The organism is uncultured Alsobacter sp. (assembly GCF_945952055.1).
GTDB lineage: Bacteria > Pseudomonadota > Alphaproteobacteria > Rhizobiales > Beijerinckiaceae > Alsobacter.
In genome coordinates, this window is record NZ_CAMFHB010000013.1 from 70,592 (window position 1) to 86,213 (window position 15,622).

A 15,622-nucleotide genomic window follows, 5' to 3' on the forward strand; every position below is an offset into this window, starting at 1 on the left:
TCGATCAGTGGCCCTTCGAGCCCTGCAGGGCGGCGAAGATGCCGGACGGGAAAAGGAACAGGACGATCAGCAGCACGGAGAGCGCCGCGACGTTCTTGAAGCCGGCGCCGAGCAGCACGATGGCGAGGGCCTGGAGCACACCGAGCAGCACGCCGCCCGCGAGCGCCCCGGCGGCGCTGCCGAAGCCGCCGATGATGGCGGCGATGAAGCCGTTGACGCCGAAGGGCGTGCCGATGTTGTAGGCGGTGACCTGCATCGGCGTGACGAGGATGCCGGCCACCGCGCCGAGCCCGGCCGACAGCGCGAAGGACAGCATCAGCATCCGCGACACGGGAATGCCGAGCAGCGCCGCCGCCTCGCGGTTCTGCGAGCAGGCGCGCAGCGCCCGGCCCGCGGTCGTGCGGGTGAAGAACAGCCACAGCAGCACGACCATCAGCGAGCCGCAGCCCAGGATCCAGAAGAGCTGGTAGCTGATGGCGATGGAGCCGAGCTTCAGCGGCCCCCCGAGGGTGAACTCCGGATAGGTGCGCGGCTGGTCGCCGAGCGTCAGGATGGTGAGGCGCTCGATGGCGATCTGGGTGGCGAGCGTCGCCAGGATGATGGCGAAGAGCGCCGCGCCGCGGTCCCACATCGGGCGCACCACGAGGAACTCGATGGCCAGGCCTGCAAGCGCCACGATCGGCACCGTGAGCACCGCGGCGACGATCATCGGCAGGCCCAGCTTCGACAGCAGCGCGTGGCACACCATGCCGCCCAGCATGACGAAGACGCCCTGGGCGAAGTTCACGATGCCGCTGGCGTTGTAGATGACGCAGAAGCCGATGCCGACAAGACCGTAGATGAGGCCGACGCCGACGCCGTTGACGAGGCTCTGCGCGAACTGGACGAGGTCAGGCATCGGCGGTCTCCGTGCCGCCGAGATAGGCGGCGATGACGTCGGGGTGGGCCTTGATCTCGGCCGGCGTGCCTTCGGCGATCTTCTTGCCGAAGTCGATGACGGCGATGCGCTGGGCGACCTTCATGACGAGCGACATGTCGTGCTCGACGAGCAGCACCGTGACGCCGCGCGCGTTGACGCGCTGGATGACGTCGGCGAGCGCCGCGGTCTCCTGCGTGTTGAGGCCCGCGGCAGGCTCGTCGAGGAGCAGCAGCTTCGGGTCGGCGGCCAGCGCACGGGCGACCTCGAGCAGGCGCTGCTGGCCGTAGGGAAGCTTGTCGGCCGCCATGTCGGCCTGGGCGCCGAGGCCGACGAAGTCGAGGAGTTCGCGCGACCGGCGCTCGACCTCGGCTTCCTGCTTGCGGGCCCAGCCGGGCGTGAACAGGGCCGCCGGGATGCCGCCCCGCGTGACGCGGTGGCAGCCGACGGCGACGTTCTCGCGTACGGTCAGGTCCTTGAAGAGCTGCACGAGCTGGTAGGTGCGGATGAGCCCGCGCGAGGCGACCGCGTGCTGCGGCAGGCCGGTGATCGTGTCGCCGGCGAAGACCACTTGGCCTTCGCTCGGCGGGAAGAACCCCGAGATGATGTTGAAGAGCGTGGTCTTGCCGGCGCCGTTCGGGCCGATGACGGCGAAGAGCGCGCCCTCCGGCACGTCGAAGGAGACGCGGTCGTTGGCGACGAGGCCGCCGAACCGCATGGTGACGTTCTGGACCGAGAGGAGGGCCATGTCACTCTTGCCCATCTCACTTGGCCTCCGCGGGCCGCGGCGCGGCAGGCGCCCGCCGCGTGGGGATGAGCGCGACGAGGCCCGCGAGGCCCTTCGGCGCGAAGATGAGGATCATCACCAGCACGCAGGAATAGACGACGTCCTGCAGCTCCTTCAGGCCGCGCAGGAACTCCGGCAGCATCAGCACCATGAGCGCGCCGATGACGGGGCCCCATGTCGTGCCGATGCCGCCGAGGAACAGCATGGTGAAGCTCTGGATCACCATGGCACCGCCGAAGACCTCGGGGCTGATGAAGCCGACGAAGTGGGCGAAGAGCGAGCCGGCGCAGGAGGCGTAGAGCGCCGCCACCACGAAGGCCATCAGCTTGTAGCGCGCCACGTTGATGCCGAGCGCCTGGGCGGCAGGCTCGCTGCCGGCGATGGCGCGGAGCGCCCGTCCGAAGCGCGAGTCGCGCAGCCGCGTCGAGATCCAGACGCCGAGCAGCAGGAAGGCGGTGAGCGCCACCAGCATCTGCTTCTCGGTGCCGAGCTCGTAGCGGCCCACGCCGAGCGGCGGGATGCCGGAGATGCCCATGTAGCCCGACGTCAGGCCGGTCCACTCGATGCTGATCTCGTAGGTGATGAGGCCGAGCGCGAAGGTCGCCATGGCGAGGTAGTGGCCGCGCAGCTTCAGCGTCGGGTAGCCGACGATGGCCGCGACCACGCCGGCGAAGGCCATCGACACGACGAGGGCGAGCAGCGGATCCCAGTAGTAGTTGCCGCTGAGGATCGCCGAGCCGTAGCCGCCGAGCGCGGCGAAGGCGTTCTGCCCGAAGGAGGCCTGGCCCGTGTAGCCCATGAAGAAGTTCAGGCCGGTGACGAAGATCGCGTAGATGGCAGCGAAGCCGATCACCGTGACCACGTAGCCGCTCGAGTTCAGCGCGAACACCATCACCGCGAGGACCGCGGCGACCGGCAGAACCACGCCCCGGGCCCAACGGCTAGTGGAGGTAGTAGCGGGAGAGGTCATGGTGCGACTTGATCTCGCTGGCCGGGAGCTCGGCCACGATGCCGCCGAGCGAGAGCACGTAGACGCGCTGGGCGAGGCGCAGCGCCTGGGGCGCCTTTTGCTCGACCAGGAGGATGCCGAGGCCCTGGCGGTTGAGCTCGCCGAGCGTCTCGAGGATCTCGGAGGCGACGCGCGGCGCGAGGCCGAGCGACGGCTCGTCGAGCATCAGCAGCTTCGGCTTGGCCATGATGGCGCGGCCGACGGCGAGCATCTGCTGCTCGCCGCCGGAGAGCGATCCGGCCACCTGCTCGTAGCGCTCCTTGAGGCGCGGGAAGAGCCTGAACACGCCGTCCAGCCGACCATCGACGGTCTCGTCGCCGGTCAGCGTGTAGGCGCCGAGCACGAGGTTCTCGCGCACGGTCATCTGGCTGAAGAGGCCGCGCCCCTCCATGACTAGGATGATGCCTTCCTTGGCGCGGTCGTGGGTCGAGAGGCCGGTGATGTCCCGGCCCCTGAAGAGCACCCGGCCCGAGGCGGACGTGAGCCGCATCATCGCCCGCAGCATGGTCGACTTCCCCGCCCCGTTGGGGCCGAGCACGGTGACGAGCTCGCCCTCCGCGACGCTGAGGCTGGTGGGCTTCAGCGCCTGGACGCGGCCGTAGGAGGCGGCGAGATCGCGCGCCTCGATCAGCGGGGGAGGGGAGGCCGACACGATGCTTCTCACTTCAGCTTCGTCACTTCAGCTTCTTCACTTCACTTGGAACTGCCCGCCGCGCAGGACACCGATCACGTAGGGGTTCTCGGTGATGCCGACGTGCTGCTCGGGCGAGAAGTTGTACTTGGCGAAGGAGCCCTGGAAGCCGCTGATCTTCTCGACGGCGTCGCGGACCTTCGGCCCCTCGAAGCTGTTGGCGAGCTGCACGGCCTTGGCGATGACCATCACCGAGTCCCAGCCACGCGCGCCGGCGTTCGGGTCACGATCGCCGAACTTCTCCCGCCAGATCTTCAGGAAGGCCTCGGCGACCTCCTTCGGCTCGCCGGGCTGCAGCGCGGCCGGGATCTGGACGCGCGGAGCCACGAACATGAAGCGCTCGCCGAGCTCCTCGCCGGCGGCCTTCAGCGGCGCGCCGTCGTCGAGGCTCGCCAGCAGGATCATCTTCTCGAGGCCGAGCTGCTTGATGTTCTTGGCGATCGTCACCGTGGAACCGCCCTGGCCCATCTTGACGATGGCGCCGGCGCCGGCGGCGTTGATGCGGCCGATCTGGACGCTCATGTCGACGTCGTCGGGCTTATAGGACTCGACGGCCACGACCTCGAAACCCGCCTCCTGCGCCGACTTCACGCCCACGTCGCGCATGAGCTGCGCATAGGGCGTCGGGTCGTGCATGATGCCGATCTTGCGGACCTGGGTGTTGGCCTTCAGCCAGTTGTAGCGCGCCTCCATCTCGAAGCGGGGCGGGGGCAGGATCGAGTAGGCCCACTTCACCTCTTCCGGCCGCGGCGGCAGGATCGAGCACAGCACCATGGGCGTCTCGGCGCGAACCACAGCGCCGGCGGCCGCGAAGTTGCCGGCCGACACGCAGCCGGAGGCGAAGACGTTCACTTTGTCGTTCGACATCATCTTCCGGTAAACGACGACCGCTTCCTGCGGCTCCGACCGGTTGTCCTCGGCGATGTACTCGACCTTCTTGCCGAGCAGGCCGCCCTTGGCATTGAGCGCCTCGACGGCGAGCGCCTGCCCGTCGCGCCAGGCACGGTCGCTGGCGGCCGCGTAGCCGGTTAGGCCGACGGCGGATCCGATCTTGTAGGTGTCCTGCGCGAAGCCCGGCTGGGCAAGGGCCGTGAGGCCCACGGCGACGGCCAGCGCCGTCATGTGGCGTTGCAACATGGGTTTCCTCCCCCGCGTGTTCCGTTCTTCGAAACAACGTTCCAATTATGAATGCTGCCAGTGGTGTGGGGGCGAGTCAAGACGCAGATGGGCGGTGTGCTTTTGGCAGTCGGCTTGACGCGCTCCCCGCATCTCTCGGCCGTCATGGCCGGGCTTGGCCCGGGCAGGACGTGGGAGGGGAGGTGAGAGGGAGATCAGTCCTGCGGCAACAGCAGGGTTCAGACGTGCTCAGGCCGCGTTCGCGGGCCTGTACCCCAGCAGTTCGGAAATGCGTGCCGCCGCCTTCACCGTCTCGCGGATCTGGTCCTCGGAGGGCGTTTCCTGGAGGTACTGGATCGAATCGACGATGCCGACCGCGCCCACGATCTGGCCGGTGGCGTCGAAGACGGGTGCGGCCAGCGTGTTCAGGCCCATCAGGGATTCGTTGTAGCCGGTGGCCCATCCGCGGGCCTGGATCCGGTCGAGTTCCTCGGCGAGCGCGGCGGCGCTGACGATGGTCTTGGGCGTCAGCATCTCGAGGCGGGAGCGGAGCACGCGGCGGCGCCGCTCCTCGGGGCCGAAGGCCAGCGCGACCTTGCCCTGGGCCGAGGCGTGGAAGAGCAGGAGCGAGCCGCGGCGCACGCCGATCTCGACGACGGAGCGGCCGGACACGGAGGCCTGCACGCGCACCCCATCGTCCTCCATCTGGGAGATGACGGTGTAGTGGCCGAGCGTGTCGCGCAGGTCCCTGAGCACCGGCATCGCCACGTCGACGATGTCGACGCCGTCGTCGATGACGCGGGCCAGGCCGACCAGGCGCGGACCCACGTGGTAGCGCTCGGTCTCGGGCTCCTGGGCGAGGTAGCCGGCGCGGGTGAGGGTCTGCAGGTGGCGGTAGATGCGGCTCTTGGTGGTGCCGAGTTCCTTGGCGAGCACGGTCACGCCGACCGGACGGCGCGCCTGCGCCACATGCTCGATGATGCGCATGGTCAAGGCGACGGCCTGGACGCCCTCTTCCGGTTCTCCGCCCACCTTCGGCATGGCTGCGCATCTCTCCGCGGTGCTTGACAGCCCCTGGGGACCGGCGCACCTTCCTGCCATAAAACGGCACCGTGTTCTGGTGTGCGAAACTATTTGGGAGGAAGCCTCCGGCCATGTCAAGCGCCCCCAGGCCCCACTACACGGCGTTCCGCAGCCGCTTTCTGGCCGGCGACGTCCTGCTCGGCACCTTCGTGAAGACGCCGACCGCGCATGCCAACGAGATCCTCGGCGGGGTCGGCTTCGACTTCGTCGTCATCGACGAGGAGCATGCTCCCTTCGACCGCGGCACCATCGACCTCGCCTTGCTCGGCGCCCGGGCCGGCAACATCGCCGGCCTCGTGCGCGTGAGCGACACCGGGCGGCTGCTGGCGGCGCTCGACGACGGCGCCACCGGCGTGCTGGTGCCCCATGTCGACAGCGCGACACGCGCCGCCGAGGTGGTGGCGCTGTGCCGCTACCGCGGCGGGCAGCGCGGCTTCTCGAACACGACCCGCGCCGGCGGCTATGGCGGTCGCGGCATCTGGCAGCATGTCGACGCGCAGGATTCCGAGATCGCGGTCATCGCCATGATCGAGGATCCGCATGCGCTGGATCATGTCGAGGAGATCCTCGCCACCCCGGGGCTCGACGGCGCCTTCATCGGGCGCGGCGACCTGACGGTGGCCCTGGGCGCATCCGGAATGGAGTCGCCGGAGACCCGCTCGGCCGCCGAGCGCATCCTCGCGGCGGCCGGCAAGGTCGGCAAGCCGATCTGCATCATGGTGGCATCCGCCGCGGAAGCCGCGGACTGGAAGGCGCTCGGCGCCTCCGCCTTCATCGTCTCGTCCGACCAGGGTCTCATGCGCATGATGGCGGCCAAGGTCGCCGCCGACTTCGCGCCCCTGGCCAAAGCCCCAGCCTGAGGACACCGCCATGATCGACCAATCCGGTTCGAACCCCGAAGTCGAGGCCCGCGTCGACGCCCTGCTCGTCGGTGCCATCGACCCCCACGTCCACAGCGGCCCCTCGATCGCGGCCCGCGCGGTGGACCATCTCGAACTCGCCCGCGACTGCTCCAAGGCGGGCTTCGCGGCGATCGTGACCAAGGACCACGACTATGCCGGCGTGATGACCGCCTGGCTGATCAACAAGCACTTCCCGGAGCTGACGACCAAGGTCTACTCCAGCGTCGTGCTCAACAACGTGGTCGGCGGTCTCAATCCCTACGCCGTCGAGCACACCGCGGCGATGGGCGGCAAGGTCGTGTGGCTGCCGACGCTGACGGCCGAGAACCATTTCCGCTGGGAGAAGTCGTCGGGTTGGGTCCATCCCGCGAGCACGACGAAGATCCGCCCGGCTGCGGCCATCCCGGTGACGGTGGGCGGCAAGGTCGTCGACGCGGCCAAGGAGATCCTCGACGTCTGCGCGCGCACCGACATGGCGCTGGCCAGCGGCCACATCCACGCCAGCGAAACGGCGATCGTGTTCGAGGAGGCGAAGCGCCGCGGCGTGAAGCGGCTCATCTTCACGCATCCGGAGGACATCGTCGGCGGCACCGTGGCGGACGTGAAGGCCATGGCGGCGCTCGGCGCCTATATCGAGCACTCCCTGTGCATGTTCCTGGAAGGCTGCAAGTTCAAGTCCTGCGACGAGAGCCTGCTCGACGACATGATCAAGGCCGCGACGCCCGACATGACCATCTTCTGCTCGGACCTCGGCCAGGTCGGCACGTTCCACCCCATCGACGGGTTCCGCCGCGGCATTCGGCTCGCCATGCATTTCGGCTACAGTGACGACGACATCCGCAAGATGGTGTCGACCAACGCCGCCCGCGTGCTGGGCATGGAAGCCGACGTCGCGGCCCGCAAGGCCGCCTGACGCGCCGAGATCAGGGACTGGAACGCCACATGGCCAAGCCGAACAAGGTCATCATCACCTGCGCCGTGACGGGCTCGATTCACACCCCGTCGATGTCGCCGCACATCCCGATCACCGCGCAGGAGATCGCCGACGCCGCGATCGGCGCGGCCGAGGCCGGCGCGGCGGTCGTGCACCTGCACGCCCGCAAACCGCAGGACGGCCGGCCGGACCAGAGCCCGGAGGCCTTCGCGCCGTTCCTGAAGGTCATCAAGCAGCGCTGCGACGCCGTGGTGAACATCACCACCGGGGGCGCGGCCGGCATGTCGCTCGAAGAGCGCTTGAAGCCCTGCGCCGTTTTCAAGCCCGAGGTCGCCTCCCTCAACATGGGCTCGATGAACTTCGGGCTCTACCCGATGCTGGCGCGCCAGACGGAGTTCAAGCACGACTGGGAGCGCCCCTACCTGGAAGGGTCGCGCGACCGCATCTTCAAGAACACCTTCGCCGACATCGAGGGCATCCTCACCGCCTGCGCCGAGAACGGCACGCGCTTCGAGATCGAGTGCTACGACATCGGCCATCTCTACACGCTCGCCCACTTCGTCGACCGGGGCCTGGTGAAGGCGCCGTTCTTCGTCCAGAGCGTGTTCGGAATCCTGGGTGGCATCGGCGCCCATCCCGAGGACGTCATGCATATGAAGCGCACGGCGGACCGGCTCTTCGGCGACGCCTATCGCTGGTCGGTGCTTGGCGCCGGCCGCCACCAGATGCCGATCATCACGCTGTCGGCTGCCATGGGCGGCAACGTCCGCGTGGGCCTGGAGGACTCGCTGTGGGACGGCCCGGGCAAGCTCGCCGAGTCCAACGCCGCCCAGGTGCGTCGCGCCCGCTCGATCATCGAGGGTCTGGGCCTGGACATCGCGAGCCCGGCCGAGGCCCGCGAGATCCTGCAGCTGAAGGGCGCCGACCGGGTGAATTTCTAGTCGTTTTGACAAGGCGCGCCCCCTCCGCTCGTCCTGCCCGGGCTCGGCCCGGGCATCCACGACTTTGCCGGCGCAAGGCTGTGTGCACCCGCCGAAGTCGTGAATGGCCGGGCCGAGCCCGGCCAGGACGCGGAGAGATTGGTGCAGGGCCAAAGAGGGTGAGGGTTCAGCCCTCGCCCATCCGCGCGAGGCGCTCCAGCAGCGCCAGCACCGTCGCCTGTTCCTTCTTCGAGAACGGCTCCAGCAGGCGCTGCTGCACCCGCTGCACGCTGGGCTCGACGTCGCGCAGCAGCGTCTCGCCGGCGGCGGTCAGCGTCAGGATCCGCGCCCGGCGGTCGGTCTCGCTGGGCGTGCGGCGAATCCAGCCCTTGGCTTCGATGCGTTCCAGCACGTCGCCGATGGTCGAGCGATCGAAGGCGATCACGGCGCAAAGCCGCGTGGCGTCGATGCCGGGGTTCTCTCGGATGGCGGTGAGGGCGGCGTACTGAACCGAGGTCAGGTCGAACGCCGCGCACTCCTCGGCAAACAGCGCGTTTGACACCTGCTGTGCGCGCCGGATCAGGTGACCCGGCATCGAGTGGATGTGGCTCATGCGACCCGCCCGGTTCGTTGGCAGGCCGGATGTGGCATGAACGCGCCGACGGGGCTAGAGGGGGCGTCTCACCCCGCGAATCCATCCACCGCGTTGGCGCGCATGTAGTCGAGGTTCATGGTCATGCCGAGGCCGGGCTTCATCGGCACGCGCAGGCGGCCGCCTTTGTTGTCGAGGGGCTCCTCGAGGAAGGGGTCGTATTTCGACAGGTCGTAGCGCGACGTCTCGAGCCGGTAGAAGTTCGGCGTCGTCAGCATCACGTGGGCTCCAGCGAGCACGTTGATCGGGCCGCCGGCGTCGTGGGGCGACATCGGGATGTAGTAGGCCTCGGCCATGGTGGCGATCTTCTTGAGCTCGCTGATGCCGCCGGCCCAGGTCACGTCCGGCATCACGTAGTCGGCGAGCTTGCCCTCGAAGATCGGCACGAACTCCCAGCGCGTGTGCAGGCGCTCGCCGACGCTGATGGCGGCGCCCACCTTCTCGCGCACCTGGGCCAGCGCGCCGTAGCTTTCCGGCGGGACGGGCTCCTCGAACCACGCGATCTGGGCGACCTCCTCGAGCCGCCGGCAGACGCGGATCGCGGTCGGCACGTTGAAGCGGCCATGCGCGTCGATGAGGATCTCGACGTCAGGGCCGGCGACCTCGCGCACCCGCGCCGCGAGCTTCATCGCCGCGTTCTCCTGGGTGCGGCCGCAGCCGCCCTCCAGATAGTCGTCGAAGCTGCGCGAGCGGCCGGGCTCTGGCGGGAAGGGGTCGATCTTCAGCGCCGTGTGGCCGGACGCGACGATGGCGGAGATTTCCTCGACCAGGGTCTCGTCCTGCTGCAGCGCGGAGCCGAGAGGATGGGTGTAGAGCAGGACGTCGTCGCGCACCTTGCCGCCGAGAAGCTCGTACACAGGCAGGCCGAGGACCTTCCCGCGCAGGTCCCACAGCGCGATGTCGATGGCGCTCACCACGTGGCTCGTGGCGCCGCGCGTGCCCATGTAGGTGAAGGAGCGGAAGGTCTTGTGCCAGATGTGCTCGATGCGGGCCGGGTCCTCGCCCACGAGCAGGTCGTTGAGCTGGCGGATGATGCCGGCGACGGCGCGGTTGGCCATCGGTGTCGTGGTGGTGATCTCGCCCCAGCCGGACAGCCCCTCGTCGGTGCGCACCTCGATGAAGAAATACTCGCCCCAATAGGACGCGTTGGTCTTCACGAGCCAGGGCACGAGCTTGGCGATCTTCATGGCAGGTCCTCCCGGCAGCCCGCCTGTCCCGGCGGCCTTTCCGCGCGAGATTGGCGGCGTCCATGGCAGCGCTGTCAAGGCGCGCAGGGCATGGCCGGGTTGCGGGATCGCGCGGGCCGGGGTAGGTGCCCGTGGCGCCCTCATCACGGATGCAAACTCATGAAACTCTACCGCTATCTCACCGGGCCGGACGACGCCTCGTTCTGCCATCGCGTCAGCGAGGCGCTCGCCAAAGGCTGGCAGCTCTACGGCCATCCGACGCTCACTTTCGACCCCGTCCAGCAGCGCGTGATCTGCGGGCAGGCGGTCACGAAGGAGGTCGAGGGCGAGTACTCGCGGGAGCTCAAGCTCGGCGAGCAGTGAGGCGCAGGGTTTCGGCGAGCGATGGACGATGGTGTCCATTGCGCCCGGTCATCGGCGCGCTCGACAGCATGGCGTCGAGCACGGCCTCCTGCGTGGCGCCGGCGACCGCCTCGAAGACGAGATCCATGCGGGCCTCGTTGAGCATCGCGCATAAGACCGTGTCCGCCGTCTCGTCGTGGCGGATGCGCGTGGCCGTGGTGAAGCCGATGGCGACGTCGCCGCTGCCGTGGCCCCAGAAGGATCCCAGCCGCGCGAGCCCGACCCCGGTGCGCCTGATGGCGCGCGTCAGCTGCCTGTGGTCGAGCGGCAGGTCCGTCGCGACGACGATGATGGCCGAGCCCTGCTCCGGAGCCTCGAGGCCGCGGGGATCGGGCGCCTTGCTTCCGTCCGGCAGGAGAAGATCGCCGGGCCGCCCGAAATTCGCGAGGACGAGAACGCCGATGTGGTACGCCCGGCCGCCGAGCTCCAGCCGGCGCGAAGCGGTGCCGACCCCGCCCTTGTAGCCGAAGGCGCTCATGCCCGTGCCTGCCCCGACGGAGCCGCTGGCCGCCACGTCCGACGCCGAGGCCAGCGCGGCGAGGGCGTGATCGGGCGTCACCGCGAGCGCCTGAATGTCGCTGAGGAAGCCGTCGTTGCACTCGCCGACCACCGGATTCACCGTCGCCGTTTCGCGACCGATGTCCGGGTTCCGCCGGATCGCGTCGCGGATCAGCGCCTGCGTGCAGGCCGCGACGCCGAAGGTGTTGGTGAGCAGGATCGGCGTTTCCAGGTTGCCCAGTTCGGAGACCTGCATGAGGCCGGCGCTCTTGCCGAAGCCGTTGATGACGTGGACGGCCGCCGGCACCTTGTCGCGGTAGAGGTTGCCGGCGTGGGGCAGGATCGCCGTGACGCCCGTGCGAAGGTCACCCGAGGCGAGGGTGGCGTGGCCGACACGCACGCCGGGCACGTCGGTGATGCCGTTGCGTGGGCCGGGTGGGAGGGGGCCGAAGTCCCAGCCGAAGGTGCGGGCGGGGCGCTGGGGAGATGTCATGGGTCCGGTGCGCGACGGGGATGCGACCAGTATCGCACGCTGTCGGCGATGTCGTGAAGGCACGCGAATCCGAGTTCGGCGAGTGCGGCCGTGACGTCCGTGGGGGCCGGCCGGCGGTGGCGGAAGCCGGCGAACCCGGTCTCCGGGATCGCGCTGACGCTCGCTTCCAGCGTTGGCCATGCCGCCTTCACGGCGGCGAGAAAGGCGGGAAGGTCGACCGAGCGGCCCGTGGCGACGTTGTAGACCCTCTGGCGCGGTGCGGTGGCGTCGAGGGCGGCGAGGTTGGCGCGCGCGCAATCGCGGGCATCGACGAAGTCCTCGCCTCCTCCCCAGAGCAGCAGGGGGTCGTCGAGGCGGATCGGGTTTCCGCTGCGCGCGGCAGAAACGAGCTCTGCAAGCAGGCGGCCGGGGACACTCGTCGGGGCGTCGAGCGGGCCTCCGATCACGGCAGCATAGCGCAGCACGACGGCGTCGACGCCGTAGAGGTCGGCATAGACCAGGGCGAGGTGCTCGCCCGCGATCTTGGTGGCTGCGTAGATGCTGCCTGGCCGTTCGCTGACGAGGCGAAGCGGAATGTCCTCGGGAAGGGTTTCGCCCCTGAATGATCCGAATGTCGAGTAGCCCACCGTCGTCGAACTGGCGCAGACGACACGCCCGACGCCCAACAGGCGTGCCGCGTCGAGGATCGCCGCGGTCCCCATCACGTTGACGGCAATGCCGCGGACCGGATCCTTGCGGATGGCCGTCGAGAGCATCGCGGCCGTATGCACGATCCTCGTGATGCCATGGCCGGAAATCAGGGCCTCGAGAGCCGGACCGTCGGTCACGTCGCAGCGGGCGAAGCGGCAGCCTCCCGGCAGAATGCCCGGCTCGCGGATGTCGGCGACGACCACCACATCGCCGCGCTGGGCGAGAAGGTCCGCCGTCAGCGTCCCGATGACGCCCGCGCCCGTGACGAGGACGCTCACGCCTTCCCCATTACCGTCGGTCCCTCGTCGTAGACGACGTGGTAGACGCGGCCCTTGAAGCCTTCCATGCCGGCGGCGATCACTGTCCTGACCTGCTGGCGCACGGGGCTGGCGAGGGCGGCGTGCATGGCGGCGAGGTCGTCGAAATAGAGGTCGAACACGACGTGGATGACCGGGGCGTCCCCGTCGGTCTCCATGGGGGTGCGCAGCGCGACCTTGCGCAAGCCGGGATAGGCGGCGATGGCGGGCAGCACGACATCGGCCATGTGGGCGTCGAAAGCGGTCCGTCGCTCGGGCGCGACGGTGCCTTCGAGGACGGCGGAGCGGACGATCATGGGTCAGGTCTCCTCGCGCGGGGCGTAGCCGGCGTCGAGCAGCCGCGCGACGGACTGCTCGGTGTTGGTGAGGTGCTGGTCCATCAGCGTGGTGGCCTTGGGCACGTCGCGTGCGAGTACGGCGTCCATGATGGCGCGGTGCTCGGCCTCGAGGTCGCGGACCTTCGCCGCCTCCACGTGGCGGTGCAGAAGGCGCAGCTTGCGGAAGCGCTCGGAATGGTCGGCGAGCGTGTTCCAGAAGCGCAGGAGCCAGTCCGACCCGCAGGCCGAGACGAGGGCGTAGTGGAAGCGCCGGTGACGCTCTTCCCACAACGCCGCGGCGCCGCGATCTTCGGTCGAGGAGGGGAGGGGCGTGCGCGACAGCATGTGCATGGCGGCCACAACCTCGGCCTCCCAGGCGGCGTCGCCGCGGGCCATGGAGGCTTCCAGGCAGAGCCGCTCGATGGAGCGCCGCGTCGCCATAAGGTCCGTCAGCGACTCGCGCGACACGTCGGCGACGCGGGCGCCGCGATGGGTCTCGGTGTCGACGAGCCCTTCCGCGGACAGGCGCATCAGCGCTTCCCGGATGGGCGTGAGGCCGAGCGAGAAGCGGTCCTGCAGGTCGGCGGCGGTGAGGCGGTCGCCCGGCATCAGGTCGCCGTGGAGGATCTCCATCCGGAGGCGGTCATAGGCGCGTTCGGTGTTGGACCGGGCGCTCGAGCTTTCCGACATGATCGGCGGGATTCCATGTTGACAGGATGATTTTATAAAATCAGTCTTGCTTCATGGCAAGTGCAGGGAGCGAGACGATGGCGGCAGCATGGTCCTTGGCGACGGTGGAAGTGAGCGGCAAGGCCGTCGCCTGCCTGGAGACGACGGCTGGCCTCTTCGCCCTGGAGCCGTCGCTGGCGCGGGCCGGCCTGCCGGGCCAGCGCAGCGTGGCGGCCCTGTTCGACGACTGGGCGGCCTCGGAGGCTGCGCTGAACAAGGCGGCCGGTATGGTCGCGGAGAGTGACCGGGTCACGCCGTCGCGGCGCCTCGCCCCGCTGCTCTATCCGGGCAAGATCCTGTGCGCCGGCGCCAACTATTTCGACCATCTCGCCGAGATGGGCATGCCGGGCGCCAAGAAGGAGGACCAGCGGCTGTTCTTCTTCATGAAGCCGCCGCGCAACGCCGTCGTCGGCGAGGGGCCGACGGTGAGGAAGCCCATCGGCACGAAGGCCTTCGACTGGGAGATCGAGCTTGCCGCCGTGATCGGCCGCACGGCGCGCAACGTCTCCGTCGAGAGCGCGCTCGACTACGTCGCCGGCTGGACCGTGGCGATCGACTTCTCGGCGCGAGACCACAACCGGGCGCCCGAAACCTTCTACAAGCTCGACTGGGTGGCCGGGAAAGCCAACGACACCTGCTGCCCGCTGGGTCCGCGCATCGTGCCGAAGGCGGCGCTGCCCGACCCGCAGAACGTCGGCCTGAAGCTGTCCGTCAACGGCACGGTGAAGCAGGACGGCCGTTCCAGCGACATGATCTTCAGCGTCGCCGAGCAGATCGCCATCGCCTCGCGGATCATGACGCTCGATCCCGGCGACCTGCTGCTCACCGGCACGCCGGCCGGCGTCGGCGTGCCCAAGCAGACCTTCCTGGCCGTCGGCGACACGGTCGAGGTCGACATCGAAAACATCGGCGGCTTTGCCGTGACCATCCAGCCGGAAGGCTGAACCGGACGACTAACGAGAGGGGAAAGACCATGCTCACCAGACGCAGCCTGACTTTGCTCGCGGCCGCTGCAGCCTCGTGCCTGATGATGGCCGTTCCGGCGGCCGCGCAGACCCAGTTCCGCATTTCGACCGCGTCGGCCGAAGCCGACTGGCTGACCAAGGCTCTCGCCAAGTTCAAGGAAGGGATCGAAAAGGATCTGCCGGGGCAGTTCGCCGTCTCCGTTCACCCGAACGCCTCCTTGTTCCGCCAGGGCACCGAGGTTCCGGCGCTGCAGCGCGGCAACCTCGAGATGAGCACCATGACGACCTTCGAGGTCGAGCAGCAACTGCCGGAGTACGGCGTGCTGTCCTCCGGCTACGTGTTCCGCGACCACGACCATCTCCGCAAGATCTTCGACGGTCCCATCGGCAAGGACTATGCCGAGGCCGTCGCAAAGACCATGGGCATCCAGATCATCGAGACGGTCTATCTCGGCACCCGGCAGACGAACCTCGCCAAGGCGCGCGACGTGAAGACCCCCGCCGACCTCGCGGGCCTCAAGCTGCGCATGCCGCCCGGGCCGGGCTGGGTGGCACTCGGCAAGGGGCTCGGCGTCACGCCGACGCCCATGGGCATCCCGGAGGTCTACCTCGCGCTGAAGAACGGCGCCATCGACGGCCAGGAGAACCCGCTGTCGCTCACCAAGGTCAACAATTTCCACGAGGTGACCCAGCAGATCGTGCTCACCGCGCACCTGATCCAGCCGGTGTTCTTCGCCATCGCCAAGCCCGTCTGGGACAAGATGACCCCGGCCCAGCAGGAGGTCTTCCGCAAGCATGCGAAGGAGGCCGCGACCTTCAACGACACGAGCCGCCTCGCCGAGGAGAAGGAGATGGTCGCCTTCTTCGAGAAGGCTGGTCTCAAGGTGACGACGCCGGACCTCGCCGCGTTCCAGGCCTCGGTGAAGAAGCAGTACGAGGAGGCCGGCCTCTCCCAAAAGTGGGCGCCCGGTCTCGCCGACAAGATCGCCGCGACGCGCTGATCCGCGGAGAGGC

Annotated in this window: 18 protein-coding genes; 6 read left to right on the forward strand and 12 right to left on the reverse strand. The window is 68.9% G+C overall.

Annotated elements, in window-relative coordinates:
* Positions 1–4: 4 nt before the first annotated feature.
* The 6 genes from Q0Q47_RS12200 to Q0Q47_RS12225 form a co-directional block, all read right to left on the reverse strand.
* Positions 5–898: a branched-chain amino acid ABC transporter permease gene (locus Q0Q47_RS12200; RefSeq protein WP_293859586.1), complete on the reverse strand. Its 894-nt coding sequence runs from the start codon at positions 896–898 to the stop codon at positions 5–7.
* On the reverse strand, positions 891–1,679 hold the full coding sequence (locus Q0Q47_RS12205; protein ID WP_293859589.1) for an ABC transporter ATP-binding protein: 789 nt from the start codon (positions 1,677–1,679) through the stop codon (positions 891–893). The genes Q0Q47_RS12200 and Q0Q47_RS12205 overlap by 8 nt, the downstream gene beginning before the upstream one ends.
* Position 1,680: 1 nt before the next feature.
* Positions 1,681–2,628: a branched-chain amino acid ABC transporter permease gene (locus tag Q0Q47_RS12210; RefSeq protein ID WP_293859592.1), complete on the reverse strand. Its 948-nt coding sequence runs from the start codon at positions 2,626–2,628 to the stop codon at positions 1,681–1,683.
* Between the two features lie 16 nt (positions 2,629–2,644).
* Entirely contained in the window at positions 2,645–3,364 is a 720-nt protein-coding gene (locus tag Q0Q47_RS12215) for an ABC transporter ATP-binding protein (protein ID WP_293859595.1), read from the reverse strand.
* A 36-nt stretch (positions 3,365–3,400) separates the two neighbouring features.
* On the reverse strand, positions 3,401–4,540 hold the full coding sequence (locus Q0Q47_RS12220) for an ABC transporter substrate-binding protein (protein WP_293859598.1): 1,140 nt from the start codon (positions 4,538–4,540) through the stop codon (positions 3,401–3,403).
* A gap of 228 nt (positions 4,541–4,768) precedes the next feature.
* The gene (locus tag Q0Q47_RS12225; protein WP_293859601.1) at positions 4,769–5,560 is read right to left on the reverse strand and encodes an IclR family transcriptional regulator; all 792 of its coding nucleotides are present in this window, start codon (positions 5,558–5,560) and stop codon (positions 4,769–4,771) included.
* Positions 5,561–5,673: 113 nt separating this feature from the next.
* On the opposite strand from Q0Q47_RS12225, the gene Q0Q47_RS12230 reads away from it, so the two are divergent.
* Genes Q0Q47_RS12230 through Q0Q47_RS12240 form a run of 3 tightly spaced genes read left to right on the forward strand, consistent with a single transcriptional unit; the run spans position 5,674 to position 8,379 of the window.
* Positions 5,674–6,462 carry an aldolase/citrate lyase family protein gene (locus tag Q0Q47_RS12230; RefSeq protein WP_293859604.1) on the forward strand — a complete coding sequence of 263 codons (789 nt, stop codon included), beginning with the start codon at positions 5,674–5,676 and terminating at the stop codon, positions 6,460–6,462.
* A 10-nt stretch (positions 6,463–6,472) separates the two neighbouring features.
* Positions 6,473–7,417 carry a DUF6282 family protein gene (locus Q0Q47_RS12235; protein WP_293859607.1) on the forward strand — a complete coding sequence of 315 codons (945 nt, stop codon included), beginning with the start codon at positions 6,473–6,475 and terminating at the stop codon, positions 7,415–7,417.
* A 29-nt stretch (positions 7,418–7,446) separates the two neighbouring features.
* Positions 7,447–8,379 (forward strand): 3-keto-5-aminohexanoate cleavage protein, encoded by a 933-nt coding sequence (locus Q0Q47_RS12240; RefSeq protein ID WP_293859610.1) that lies wholly within the window; start codon positions 7,447–7,449, stop codon positions 8,377–8,379.
* Positions 8,380–8,545: 166 nt separating this feature from the next.
* Here the strand turns inward: Q0Q47_RS12240 and Q0Q47_RS12245 are convergent, their stop codons facing one another.
* The gene (locus Q0Q47_RS12245; RefSeq protein ID WP_293859613.1) at positions 8,546–8,971 is read right to left on the reverse strand and encodes a MarR family winged helix-turn-helix transcriptional regulator; all 426 of its coding nucleotides are present in this window, start codon (positions 8,969–8,971) and stop codon (positions 8,546–8,548) included.
* Positions 8,972–9,039: 68 nt separating this feature from the next.
* On the reverse strand, positions 9,040–10,197 hold the full coding sequence (locus Q0Q47_RS12250; protein WP_293859616.1) for a mandelate racemase/muconate lactonizing enzyme family protein: 1,158 nt from the start codon (positions 10,195–10,197) through the stop codon (positions 9,040–9,042).
* A gap of 159 nt (positions 10,198–10,356) precedes the next feature.
* Here Q0Q47_RS12250 and Q0Q47_RS12255 point away from each other — a divergent pair, with 159 nt between their 5' ends.
* Complete coding sequence (locus tag Q0Q47_RS12255; protein WP_293859619.1) at positions 10,357–10,560, forward strand: DUF1737 domain-containing protein; 204 nt, start codon at positions 10,357–10,359, stop codon at positions 10,558–10,560.
* On the opposite strand, the gene Q0Q47_RS12260 is transcribed toward Q0Q47_RS12255, so the two are convergent.
* From Q0Q47_RS12260 to Q0Q47_RS12275, 4 genes are read right to left on the reverse strand one after another with little or no spacing between them, the layout of a single operon-like run.
* Positions 10,541–11,590 (reverse strand): P1 family peptidase, encoded by a 1,050-nt coding sequence (locus Q0Q47_RS12260; protein ID WP_293859622.1) that lies wholly within the window; start codon positions 11,588–11,590, stop codon positions 10,541–10,543. The genes Q0Q47_RS12255 and Q0Q47_RS12260 overlap by 20 nt on opposite strands.
* On the reverse strand, positions 11,587–12,558 hold the full coding sequence (locus Q0Q47_RS12265; RefSeq protein WP_293859625.1) for an NAD(P)-dependent oxidoreductase: 972 nt from the start codon (positions 12,556–12,558) through the stop codon (positions 11,587–11,589). The genes Q0Q47_RS12260 and Q0Q47_RS12265 overlap by 4 nt, the downstream gene beginning before the upstream one ends.
* Entirely contained in the window at positions 12,555–12,893 is a 339-nt protein-coding gene (locus Q0Q47_RS12270) for an EthD family reductase (protein WP_293859628.1), read from the reverse strand. The genes Q0Q47_RS12265 and Q0Q47_RS12270 overlap by 4 nt, the downstream gene beginning before the upstream one ends.
* A gap of 3 nt (positions 12,894–12,896) precedes the next feature.
* Complete coding sequence (locus Q0Q47_RS12275) at positions 12,897–13,604, reverse strand: GntR family transcriptional regulator (RefSeq protein ID WP_293859631.1); 708 nt, start codon at positions 13,602–13,604, stop codon at positions 12,897–12,899.
* Positions 13,605–13,681: 77 nt separating this feature from the next.
* On the opposite strand from Q0Q47_RS12275, the gene Q0Q47_RS12280 reads away from it, so the two are divergent.
* On the forward strand, positions 13,682–14,587 hold the full coding sequence (locus Q0Q47_RS12280; RefSeq protein ID WP_293859634.1) for a fumarylacetoacetate hydrolase family protein: 906 nt from the start codon (positions 13,682–13,684) through the stop codon (positions 14,585–14,587).
* 29 nt (positions 14,588–14,616) lie between these two features.
* Complete coding sequence (gene dctP, locus Q0Q47_RS12285) at positions 14,617–15,609, forward strand: TRAP transporter substrate-binding protein DctP (RefSeq protein WP_293859637.1); 993 nt, start codon at positions 14,617–14,619, stop codon at positions 15,607–15,609.
* Positions 15,610–15,622 lie beyond the last annotated feature (13 nt).